The organism is Serratia sp. BW106, assembly GCF_002607755.1.
GTDB classification, from domain to species: domain Bacteria; phylum Pseudomonadota; class Gammaproteobacteria; order Enterobacterales; family Enterobacteriaceae; genus Serratia; species Serratia proteamaculans.
The window spans coordinates 85,026-97,344 of sequence record NZ_MCGS01000030.1; the positions used below are offsets into that span (position 1 = coordinate 85,026).

General features: G+C 55.7%; 8 protein-coding genes and 1 pseudogene. 7 read left to right on the plus strand and 2 right to left on the minus strand.

Going from position 1 to position 12,319, the window contains the following annotated elements:
* Nucleotides 1-5 precede the first annotated feature (5 nt).
* From BEI65_RS19300 to BEI65_RS19325, 7 genes are all read left to right on the plus strand, one after another.
* Nucleotides 6-1,463, plus strand: coding sequence for a serine/threonine-protein kinase (locus BEI65_RS19300; protein ID WP_099064684.1), 1,458 nt, complete (start codon nucleotides 6-8; stop codon nucleotides 1,461-1,463).
* Nucleotides 1,464-1,544: 81 nt separating this feature from the next.
* Nucleotides 1,545-3,473 (plus strand): type VI secretion system Vgr family protein, encoded by a 1,929-nt coding sequence (locus BEI65_RS19305; protein ID WP_099064685.1) that lies wholly within the window; start codon nucleotides 1,545-1,547, stop codon nucleotides 3,471-3,473.
* Between the two features lie 41 nt (nucleotides 3,474-3,514).
* Entirely contained in the window at nucleotides 3,515-3,955 is a 441-nt protein-coding gene (locus BEI65_RS19310; RefSeq protein WP_099064686.1) for a DcrB-related protein, read from the plus strand.
* A 2-nt stretch (nucleotides 3,956-3,957) separates the two neighbouring features.
* Nucleotides 3,958-8,382 carry an RHS repeat-associated core domain-containing protein gene (locus BEI65_RS19315; RefSeq protein ID WP_099064687.1) on the plus strand — a complete coding sequence of 1,475 codons (4,425 nt, stop codon included), beginning with the start codon at nucleotides 3,958-3,960 and terminating at the stop codon, nucleotides 8,380-8,382.
* A 1-nt stretch (nucleotide 8,383) separates the two neighbouring features.
* Nucleotides 8,384-8,872, plus strand: a complete 489-nt coding sequence (locus tag BEI65_RS26870) for a hypothetical protein (RefSeq protein ID WP_157765464.1) — start codon at nucleotides 8,384-8,386, stop codon at nucleotides 8,870-8,872.
* 505 nt (nucleotides 8,873-9,377) lie between these two features.
* Nucleotides 9,378-9,860 carry a type VI secretion system tube protein Hcp gene (locus tag BEI65_RS19320; protein WP_099064688.1) on the plus strand — a complete coding sequence of 161 codons (483 nt, stop codon included), beginning with the start codon at nucleotides 9,378-9,380 and terminating at the stop codon, nucleotides 9,858-9,860.
* 14 nt (nucleotides 9,861-9,874) lie between these two features.
* A complete protein-coding gene (locus BEI65_RS19325) occupies nucleotides 9,875-10,786 on the plus strand; it encodes a hypothetical protein (RefSeq protein ID WP_099064689.1) in 912 nt (303 codons plus the stop codon).
* 94 nt (nucleotides 10,787-10,880) lie between these two features.
* On the opposite strand, the pseudogene sbmC reads toward BEI65_RS19325, so the two are convergent.
* A pseudogene (gene sbmC / locus BEI65_RS19330) lies at nucleotides 10,881-11,350 on the minus strand (DNA gyrase inhibitor SbmC).
* A gap of 32 nt (nucleotides 11,351-11,382) precedes the next feature.
* The gene (gene kynA / locus BEI65_RS19335) at nucleotides 11,383-12,225 is read right to left on the minus strand and encodes a tryptophan 2,3-dioxygenase (RefSeq protein WP_099064691.1); all 843 of its coding nucleotides are present in this window, start codon (nucleotides 12,223-12,225) and stop codon (nucleotides 11,383-11,385) included.
* Between the last annotated feature and the right edge of the window lie 94 nt (nucleotides 12,226-12,319).

Sequence of the window (12,319 nt, forward strand, 5' to 3'; positions counted from 1 at the left end):
TCATTATGTCGGGAACCGGGGTAATCAAACCGAATTCAAACAGCCTGCCGATCGGCTATCGGTTTAATGAGTTCGAGATCAAGGAAGCTATCGGCGAAGGCGGTTTCGGCATCGTCTATCGCGCCTACGATCATCAACTGGAACGCACCATCGCCATCAAAGAGTACATGCCGACCTCGCTGGCCATGCGTAATGACGATCTGAGCATCGGCTTGCGCGGTGAGCGTTTCAGCAAAACCTTCCAGGCCGGATTAAACAGCTTTATTCAGGAAGCCCGTCTGCTGGCCCGTTTCTCACACCCAGGGCTGCTGCACGTGCTGCGCTTCTGGGAAGAGAACGGTACCGCCTACATGGGCACCCAGTTTTACAGCGGCACCACCCTGAAGAACCTGCAGGCCCAACAGCCGGAGAAAATCGACGAGCCCTGGATCCGCAGGCTGCTGCCGCCGCTGTTCAGCGCCATCAACACCATCCATCAGGAAGGTTATCTGCACCGTGACATTTCACTGGATAACATTCAGATCCAGGAAAACCAGTTGCCGGTGCTGCTGGACTTTGGTTCGGCGCGCAAAGAGATCGGCAACCTGTCAGACGAAACGGAAATCATGCTGAAGCCGGGCTACGCGCCGATTGAGCAATACACCGAGAACAGCGACGGTGAACAGGGCCCCTGGACCGACATTTACGCTCTGGGTGCCGTGCTGCATACGTTGATCGTCGGTTCACCGCCGCCGGTCAGCGTGGTGCGCAGCATCGAGGACAGCTATCAACCGCTGACCGAGCGCCGCCCGACGGGCTATTCACTGGAGCTGCTGCGCACTATCGATCATGCGCTGGCATTGAAACCGGAAGATCGGCCGCAAACCATCGACGAGATGGCGGAACTGTTGCACCTGCCGATTGCCGATGAAAACGAAATCATCAGCACCCCGGCCGCCGCCCCGGAAAACCTGCTGGTGGCCACCAATCCGGCAGCCGGCGCCGCAGCGGCAGGCACCGTCACCGCACATAGCATGAAGCTCACACGCCCAATGATGGCAGGCGCTGGCGTAGCGGCTCTGCTGGTGGTTGGCATCATCGCCTGGCTGAGCGGCGACGACAGTAACCCAACGCCGATAGCCGCCAATACCCCGGACAATCCACCGGCGGATCAGCCCTTGGTGCCGCAACAGAACGCGTCGCAGACGGCGGCCAATCCGTCGCCCGAGCAGCCGCCTGCGGCCCAAACCGCCCCGGTGCCTCAGCCGGTGGCGCTGGTGTATTTCAAACTGCAACCCGGCGAACAGGTCAGCCTGGACGGCAAACCCCAGCAGGTGAGCGCGGGCAATAACGGTTTCGCCAGCCTGAATCTGGCACCGGGCAGCTATCAGTTGGAAATCCGCCATAACGACCAGTTGCGCCGCCAGCAGCTTAGCATCGATAACGCCGGCACCTGGCTGGTCAACCCGGCCGTCGCTGGTTAACCCCGACGTCTCCAGCCCGCCACGGCGGGCCACACCATTTTCATGAGATTGACGCATGCGTCATTCACAGAGGACGTTCTCATGCTGGATCGTATTATTGCGCATACGCCACTGGGCCCGGAGCCATTGCTGTTCCGTTCGCTGGAAGGGACCGAAGCCCTTTCTACCCCCTTTGATTTCAGCATCGAGCTGCTGAGCAAAAATGCCCGCCTCGACCGCAAGGCCTTGCTCGGCCAACCCCTGACGCTGGAGATCCCCACCCAGGGGTTTCTCAGTACCCCCCGCTACCTGAACGGCAAGATCACTTCGATCGCCGTCGGCAGCGAGGAGATCGGCGGCACCCGTTATGCAGTGTATAACCTGCACGTGCAGCCAGACCTGTGGCCGATGACCAAGGACCGCAACTTCCGCATCTTCCAGGAACAGACGGTACCGCAGATCGTCAAAACCCTGCTGACTGAACATAATGTTCAGCTGGAAGACCAGCTCACAGGCGACTACCGCCTGTGGGGCTACTGCGTGCAGTACAACGAGAGCAGCTTCAACTTCATCAGCAGACTGATGGAGCTGGAAGGCATCTATTACTATTTCAAACATGAGATGGGCAAGCACACCCTGGTACTGGGCGATGCGCCCCACCATCATCAGCCCTATCCCGGCTACGAGATGATCCCTTACCATCTGACACCCTCCGGTGGCAGTACCAGCGAAGAAGGTATCAGCCAGTGGACCTTGTCCGATCACGTGACGCCGGGCATTTACAGTCTCGATGATTACGACTTCCGCAAACCCAACGCCTGGCTGTTTCAGGCACGTCAGAACCCCGCTTCACCGACGCCGGGTCAGATTGACGTTTACGACTGGCCGGGCCGCTACACCGAGCATCAGCAGGGGGAGTTCTACGCCCGTATCCGTCAGGAAACCTGGCAGGCCGAGCATCAGCAGATTGAAGGCACCGCCACCGCGCTGGGTATCGCCCCCGGCAGCACCTTCACGCTGTATAACGCGCCGCATGCGGACGACAACCGGGAATACCTGACGCTGCAAGCCAAATATCACCTGAAGGAAAACCGCTACGCCAGCGGCGACGATCAGCACAGCGAGCACCGCATCGATTTCACCGTGTTACCGGCCGATATTCCCTGGCACCCGGCACAGCAGGCCAGTTGGCCGAAAACCCACGGCCCGCAGACCGCAAAAGTGGTCGGCCCGGCAGGCGAGTCAATCTGGACCGACAAATACGGCCGCATCAAGGTGAAATTCCACTGGGATCGCTTCGGACCCAAAGACGATGGCAGCTCCTGCTGGGTGCGCGTTTCCAGTGCCTGGGCCGGACAGGGTTACGGCGGGGTGCAGATCCCACGCGTCAACGACGAAGTGGTGGTGGACTTTATCAACGGTGACCCGGACCGCCCGATCGTGACCGGTCGCGTGTATAACGACGCCAGCATGCCGCCCTGGGCACTGCCCGCCGCCGCGACCCAAATGGGCTTTATGAGCCGCACCAAGGACGGCACCGCTGACAACGCCAACGCCCTGCGCTTCGAAGATAAAGCCGGTTCGGAACAGGTGTGGATCCAGGCGGAACGCAATATGGATACCCAGGTAAAGAACGACGAGAGCCATAGCATTGACAAGAACCATACTCACCTGGTCGGCGGTAACCAGATGAAACGGGTGGTGCTCAACCAGGCGACCGGGGTTAAAGGCGACGCTTCGTCGCTGACCGGCAAAACGCGCGCCGACAATGTGGTAGACGCCTTCACCCTCGGATCCGGGGAGTCACTGCGGCTGGAATGCGGGGAAAGTGTCATTGAGCTGCGGGCCAATGGCCAGATCAACATCACCGGCACCAGCTTTAACATCACGGTCAAAAACGACGGCGAGATCAACACCGGCGGCAAGCTGCAACTCAATCAACCGGGCGGTGCCGCGCGCACTGCCGCCCCAGGGCCGGATCACAAAACGGCAATCCAGGGTGCCGTCGACCAGTTGTTCCCAAAATCCTGACCGCTGAATTTTTCGGTCCTCAATATCTTTAGAGAATACCCATGAATTATCTTTTCCAGGAAGGTCATTTCACCCTGCCCGCCGGCCCTTGGCAGGACTGCACCGTCAATATCCTCAAAAACCCGCAGACCGGCGCTTCGCTGGTGATCACCCGTGGCGCGATCCCGCAGGACAGCACGCTGGAAGACGAGTTTGACAAACAGTGGCAGGCGCTGCTGCCGCAGATCACGGATTTGCAGCAGTCGCCACGCCAGCGCATCAGCGCCGGGCCCAACCACCTTATCCGGGCTATCGAGGTCACCAGCAATTTTATTCGCGCCGGACACCACCACCATCAGCATCAGTTAGCGGCCCAACCCGAGGGAAGCCAGACGCTGCTGATCGTGACTTATTCCTCAATGAAATCTTTCACCGCTGAGGATGACCATGAATGGCAGCAGGTGAAAGCCTCGCTGGCATTGACCGGACAGGATGACCGATAACCATGAGCGATATTTGGGCGGCAAGAAAGGATGACGAACTGATCCATACCAGCCCGCTGGCGGACATCGCCAGCGCCGTTGCCGAGGTCGCGGTTTACTCACTGGCGACAGCCGCCGTTGCGGCCGCAGCGGCAGCGGCAGCCCCGGCACTGGCGGGTGTGGCTGTGCTGGGGGCTGCGGCGACGGCGGCTTCCGGCTGTGTCGGTGCCGGTCTGATCGTCGGTTTCACCGCCAGCCTGACCGGCGTCGGCGAGCATATCAGCAACGGCTGCGACACCGTGGCCAACTGGCTGTTTCCTCCCGTGGTCTCCGGTGTGATCCTCACGGGATCTGCCAACGTTTTAACCAACGCCAAACCGGCCGCACGTGCCGCCGGTCGGTTGCTCACCGCTGATGAGATCAAGGCCCTGCCCGCGCCGCAACCGCCACAAAGTTTTTGGGATTACGGTTCTGAGCTGCTGGCCGCTGGCGGTAATATCATCTCGCAGTTGTGGCAGCCCAGCGTCGCCGGTCCCAGCCTGCCCAGCCAGGCGCTGGAAGAAGACAAGATCGCCTGCGACAAGCACCCCAGCCCGCAATACCTGGCGGAAGGTTCCGGCAAGGTATTCATTAACGGTCAACCGGCCGTGCGCAGTAACGACCGTTCAACCTGTGAAGCCAAGGTCTCGACCGACGTTTCAAAGAACGTGCTGATCGGCGGTGACGCGGTTGTGGTACGGGATATCAAGAGCGGCAAACTGCCGGGTATCGGCCTGGCGCTGACCGTGCTGCCCTTGTTGCTAGGCAACCCAGCCAAGTTGGTTAAAAACCTGCCCTGCATGATTGGCGGCGGCCTGGCCGCAGCGGGTGCCAATGCGTTAGGAGAAGCGATCCACGCCGCATTTAATCCAGTGCACGCTGCCACCGGTGCCAAGGTACTGAACGGCGAAGAGGATATCGATCTGCTGCTGTCGGCACGCTTCCCTTTGGTCTGGCAGCGTAACTACAACAGTCGCAACCGCTATCAGGGCCTGTTCGGTCACGGCTGGCGCACGCCGTTTGAAACCTGGGTCGATCTGGCTGACGACGGTAAAGGCAACGTCGAATGTTGTCTGCATGATGAAACTGGCCGCGAACTGCGCTTCCCTCTGCCCGAGGTGAATAAACCCAGCTTCAGCGCCGGTGAAGGGCTGATGTTCCGCAGCGGTGAAGAAGGCCAACTGGTCATCGCCGATACCGACGGCAGCGTGTGGCGGCTGTTTGTCCCGCTACCACAGGATCCCTCTCGCCTGCGGTTAATGTCGCTCAGCGACGAATATGATAATGCGCTGCTGTTGAGCTACGACGAACAGCAACGCCTGAGCCAGATCAGCGACAGTGCCAACGCCATGACGCTGCAACTGGAATACGCTGACGAACGCTTTGCGGACCGCGTTACGGCACTGCGCCATAACGATGAGACGCGAGTACGTTATTGCTATAACGACACCGGCGATCTCCACCAGGTGGTTGACGCCGGTGACCTGATTACTCGTGAGTTCCATTATAACGACCAGTCTCTGTTGACCCGTCATCAACAGGCCGGTGGCCCCTATTTCGAGTATCGCTGGGCGATGTTTGACGACTGGCGAGTGGTGGAACACCGCGATGAAGCCGGTAGCGGCTGCACCATTGATTACGACCTGGCTGCAGGCCTGACCACCGTCACCGAATACGATGGTCTGCAACACAGCCACCGCTGGAACGCCCAGCAATTAATTACCGAATACATCGATGAGCGCGGCGAAATCTGGCGTTACCAGTGGAACGACGAAGATATGCTGGTCGCCACCCAGGATCCGCTGGGTCATGGCTGGCAATTTCGCTATGACGAGGCCGGTAATCTGGTCGAAGAAGAAGACCCGCTCGGCCACATCCGCCTGACTCAATGGCTGCCACAGCGTGCGCTGCCGGTCAGTATCAAAGCGCCAAACGGTGCCGCACAGTATTTTTATTACGATCAACGCCACGCGCTGGTAGCCGACGTCGACGCACTCGGTCACACCCAGCGCTATTTGCGCGATGACTACGGCCAGGTCGTGCAGTCGGTCGACGCCAACGGCGGCATCAGCCATTTCGCCTATGATGAACACGGCCAGTTGATCCGCGCCCGCGATTGCTCCGGCAAACAGACCACCTACCGCTACCTGCCACATGGCTGGTTAACCGAAGTCACCGACGCCGCCGGTGAGAGCACCCACTATCATTACGACAAAGCCGGCCGCCTGACACAGTTGCAACGTGCCGAAGGTTGGCAGGAGAAACTGGGCTGGAACGCGCAGGGTCAGTTGATTCATTACCAGGGTGCCGATGGCCGCCTGACGCATTATCGTTACGACAGCGTCGGCCGCCTGCTGGCGACCCGCAACCCGCTCGATGGCGAAGTGCTGCGCAGCTACGATACTCGTGGTCGGCTGACCGCCCTGCGCAATGAGAACGGCGAGAGCTACGGCTTTCAGTGGACAGCAGCCAATTTGCTGCAGGAAGAAACCGGGCTGGACGGTATCAGCACCCGCTATCGTTATGACGAATGCCGTCGGGTTATTGAACGCACCTTTGCGGCCAATACGCCGGCCGCTTTTTCACACTACTTCAGCCATGACGCCGCCGGACAACTGTCGAACAAACAGACACCGGACGGGGAAACCCGCTATCGCTACAACCCGGTCGGCCAGTTACTGCACGCCGCCTTCTATCGCGGCGATGTGTGGCGGGATTACCAGCCGACAGCGGAAAGCGAAGTCAGCTTCAGCTATGACCTGCTGGGTCAGGTGCTCAGTGAGCAAAGCACCCAGGGCACGCTGAACTATGATTACGACCCGATGGGCAACCGCACGCAGATTGCCCTGCCCGACGGCCGCACCCTGCGCTCGCTGTATTACGGCAGCGGCCACCTGCTGCAGGTGGCGCTGGATGACGTCACCATTAGCGAATTCGAACGCGACAACCTGCACCGTGAACTGAGCCGCACTCAGGGCCGACTGACCAGCCGGCTGCACTATGATCGGCTCGGACGCAAAGATCGCCGGGAAATTTTTAACGATAACCGCCAACGCCCTGCCCCGGCCAGCAGCTCGCGGCAGTGGTTCTACGACTATCAGAACAACCTGACGCGCGAAGAACAGAACGCCAACCCGTTCGCCTATCAGCGCTATCACTACGATGCCGCAGGCCGCCTGCTAAGCCAGGACGGCACCTTACCGGACACTGAGCGCTACCGCTACGACCCGGCCTCCAACCTGTTGGATGAAGGTCAGTTCCGCCAACAGCATAACCGTGTGATGCACTATCAAGGCATCGATTACCGCTACGACACCTTTGGCCGCACGGTGGAAAAGCGCAAGGGCAACTCACGCTGGCAGTACCGCTACGACGCCGAGCACCGCCTTTGCGAAGTGGTACGCTATAGCCTGCACCGTAGCGAACCCTTGCAGCATGTGCAGTTCCGTTACGATCCGCTCGGGCGACGCACGCAGAAACAGGTGTGGCTGCAAAGCCAGGATCTGCGCCAAACGACCGGCAAGCACCAGACCACCACCTTCCTGTGGGAAGGCTTCCGATTGCTGCAGGAAACGCGCGACGGTATGCCGCTCACCTATGTGTATGCCGATCAGGGGAGTTACGAGCCGCTGGCACGTATCGACGGCGGGCCGCAGGCGCAGGTGTTTTACTTCCACACCGCGCCCAACGGCGAGCCGGAAAGCCTGACCGACCGCGATGGCACTCTATGCTGGCAAGGTCACAGCAGCGCCTGGGGCAAAACAAAGTATGAGGAAAATCAGCAGCATCTGGATTACTCCCAAAACCTGCGCCTGCAGGGTCAATACCTGGATCGCGAAACCGGATTGCACTACAATCTGTTCCGTTATTACGACCCAGATATCGGCAGATTTACCCAGCACGACCCGATTGGGTTGGCGGGCGGGATAAACCTTTATCAGTATGCGCCGAATCCTTTGGGGTGGGTGGATCCTTGGGGATGGAAACCGCGATGTGCTCCAACCAAAGACAACGATCATAATCAGGCTGCTTTTGGTCGACAGTGGCAAGGGCGTGGTATCTATAAAGGACGGGATTCATGGTCAAACACAATGCTAAAAGAAGGTGATATTGTTTATGGTGGCGCTCCTGGGCAGTCAGGTTTCTACTTTGATAAGGCCACATTAAATGCCGCAGGTGGAAGTCGACAGAAACTCTGGGAGAGTTTGCAAGTGCTTCCACATGAAAAATTTGGCTTTAGATCAAAAATACAAGCATATAGAGTTAAAAGAGAAGCAGTAGCTGGAACAGGTAAAGCGCTATCACAGGATCAATCGAGATTCGGTAAGGGGGGAGGAACTCAATATTTTCTCTCGAATTATAAAACTGTACTTGAACCGATTGGAAAACCTTTTGAACTTGGACTTTAAGATGCAAATAAATACCCATAATGGTGAGTTAGAACTAAACAAAATAACTGTAAGTCCGACCACAACTAAAGAAGAGTTAATGATAAAGCCTGTATCTTTTGAAGGGTGGCCAGAGAAATCAGATGGCAGTACAACTTCATACAGAACCATAATAAATTCAAGCAATAAAAAACTAGGTAAAATATATTTAATAATTGATTTTTCCGAACCATTTTCAAAAAATGCTTTACTTTGTAGTTGGCGTTTTGCTCCGGAGAAATTAATGATGGGAGAACAAAGTAAACCTGAGGGTAAAGTTACCAAAAGTCTTCGAGCATGGTTTAAAAGTGAAACCTCAATACAGCTGCCCGTTAGTGGGCCTTGGGGACACATTGACGCTGCCTATGACCCTCATAATTTAACCGGAACCATAGTATGTAACTATCGAAGCAGCTTTCGTGATGAAGGAGAATGGCAACGTTATTGCAGAAGAAACAAAATAACTTACTGAATTAACGGGGACTATCTCTTCGATTGGGTTTTAATCCAAAGTGTCTTTTTGGTTTTAGATCGAAGTCGTACGCTGTACCGTAAAGATCCCCTGCCGCCTATACAGATCCGATATAATCCTTTCAGGCTGACGGGATTAACACGCATCAATATATTCCGAAGCAACCTGCGTTGATAAATATAGAGAAAAGCACATTATAAAAATAGATAACCACTCTATCTAATCAATAATAGTTTGATAAAAAGCATTCGTTAATTGGCCCCTAAATTTAAAAACCTGCGGTAGTGCTACTTCTCTGCGCTGCACAACCAAAATCACCCTAAAAACCAAAGGAGAGATACCCACCCATAGCCGTTGCAATCACCATTGATATTTAGTTCAAGTTTAATTCTGGGTGTATTAACCCATGCTATCTTTGCCCAGAAGTGTCACCTCACTTATTGGCTTTGACGGACATAAGTTCGCTTTACCAATGCAAATTAATCAATTTCATATAGGTACCAAAATGGCAATTGACTCATTTTTGAAGGTTGAAGGGGTTACTGGCGAATCTAATGATTCGAATCACAAAAATTGGACTGATATTCTGTCATTCAACTGGGGGGCGACCCAGTCTGGCAATATGGCCGTAGGCGGTGGCGGCGGGACAGGGAAAGTAAACTTCAAGGATTTGGAGGTGCAGGCACTTATCGATAAATCCACACCGGCCATTCTGAAGTTTTGCTCCAGCGGTAAACATGTAACCAAAGTTGAACTTTCTATCTGCAAGGCCGGGGGTACCCAGGTCGAATATACCAGGATCGTGCTGGAAGATGTCCTGGTCAGTATGGCGGACTTTACCGGTGTTGGGCACACCGACAATATCCTGGTTAAATATCGCTTCCAGGCTTCCAAGGTCAACCTGCATTACTGGGAGCAAAGCGCCAGCGGCACCAAAGGTGCAGAAACCAAAGCCGGTTGGGATATTAAACAGAATAAAGAGATTTAAACGAGGGCAGCACTATGGCAGACCCAACGCTGGCGATAGACAATCTGCTCAACGATCTCTCGGTATACAATGCTGCCGAGCTGCGGATAATTATCGCCTTTGTTAATGAGCTGGATAATACAGCGCTCAACCAGTATGAGAATGACTCCGAACGGGCAATCATGTCCAGTTTCGAACGATTGCGCCAGAGCAGTGATGCTCAGCGCAATGGTGAAGAAGATGACACCGACGTGATGGAAATGGGGCTATTAAATCATGGCAACAATACCACTCTGCGAGAGCGCTCTGGTTTCTTCCAAAAATATAAAACCTCGCTGCGGGGTTATGGGGGCAACGTCTATAACGACAGGCAAAAGAGTAACTATGATTATGCCGCCAAGGCAGTAGGTGCCGTGGGGGCATTATCGGGCGCAGGGGCTACCTATGCGGCGATCGCCGCCGCTCAGGCAGCAGACACGCTGATGACCAATATCTATGTCCGGTATGCCATGACGACGATCGGCGCGACCGGTATCGTCAGTGCCGGCCTGTTGATGCTCAGAAACACCTTGTCTGAGCGTCAGCAGACGGATAATAAAGACTTGCTGGAAGCAACCAAAAGAACGGCCAAGGCGAGGATCAAGCTAATTGAGTTCGTTAACGAAACGCGGATAAAAATAATCAAGGATGAAGAAAAATGCCGCAGTAATGCCGAGCTGTATATGGGCAGACGTTATACGGACCAGGCCAGGGGCAATGCGGATCCAAATCTGGATCGCATTGAAACTCTGTTATTTACCACCCTGAATGAACGATCCGCGCCGTTACAAGCCAAAATCCTGTTAACCAGTGAGCAGCAGTATGTCTCGGTAATCAGTGATAGGGGCACGACGGATATCTCAAAGGCGCATATGAAGTTAATGTATGAAATCGCCAGTACCTTCTAGCAGCTAATATAGGGAACTGAGCCCGGTATTCGCCGGGTTCAGCCCCTTTCCTCTCCCTGAAACCTCAGCATTTCCCCTTCCCCGCACCGCAAACTCAACCTTTCTTCACCGTCTGGTAAATATCCAGGTCAAAGTAGCCGTCTGCCTCACAGTCGTTAAGGTAGTGCTCATAGCACACGCCCTCTACCGGCTGGTAACCGCTGGCCGGCAGTTCCCGCTGATAAAAATCGCCCCATACCCGCTCGAAATCCCCGTCGCTGACACGAACGTTGTAAATCGCATATTGCCCGGCGGGCAGCGTTTGCAGTACCACCCCTTCACTGGCCGACGTCGGCAATACGAAATCATCCGCCACGGTAAACACCACGTCGGCCCGCAGTCGCTCGGGGGCGACTTCCGACGGATCGTCCCAGTACAGCACCAACCATTTCCCTAATGGAACCTTGTGTTGCTGCTGCCAGGCCATCAGCCGTTGGCAGCCCTGAGGGATGGTTTGCGGGTAAGGGCCGCGACCCGCAAGCCCACCACGGTTTCTGCCGCTTTATCTTCAATTCTTATCGCCATCACGACCCCCTCGCACTGTTACGGGATAAAGCTTAGGCACCAATCTCGGTGCGCACATCCAGCAGTTCCGGGAAGAAAGTCAGCTCGAGCGCCTTTTTCAGGAAACTGACGCCGCTGGAGCCGCCGGTGCCGGTTTTAAAGCCGATAATCCGCTCCACCGTCTTCATATGGCGGAAACGCCACAGGTGGAAGCTTTCTTCTATATCCACCAGCTTCTCGGCCATTTCATAGGCTTCCCAATACTTTTGTGGATGATCGTAGATCTCTTTAAATGCCGGCAACAGGTTCGGGTTACGCTGGTAAGGCTGCGTCCAGTCACGTTCGATACACTCTTGCGGAATAGGCAGGCCGTGGCGTGACAGGTAAAGCAGATATTCATCGTACAGGCTCGGTGCTTCAAGGATCGCCTTCAGCGCAGCGTGTTTTTCCGCATCGTTGCTGAACACCGCCAGCATGGCGGCATTCTTGTTGCCCAGCAAAAATTCAATCGAGCGGTACTGATGGGATTGAAAACCCGATGAATTGCCCAGCACATCGCGGAATTCAACGTACTCCGACGGCGTCAGGGTTTCCAACACGGCCCACTGTTCAAACAGCAGCCGCTGGATCTGTTTGACCCGGGCCAGGATTTTGAAGCAGTGGCTGAGTTTATCCTGCTGCACCAGTGCCCGCGCCGCCTGCAGCTCGTGCAGCATTAATTTCATCCACAGTTCAGAGGTCTGGTGCTGCACCACAAACAGCATCTCATCATGATGCTGTGGGTTCGACAACGGATGTTGGCAGTCCAGCAGTTGATCCAGGCACAGGTAGTCACCGTAGCTCATGCGTTTGGAAAAATCGGTGACAATCGCGCTTTCTATTTCCCGTTTGTTCATCTGTTCTCTCCGCTGCGCCCACGACCGGAAGCGGTGTGTAGCGTGCTGCAAACAGAAAACATAGTACAGAACCCCCAGGCCTGAAGGACTATCA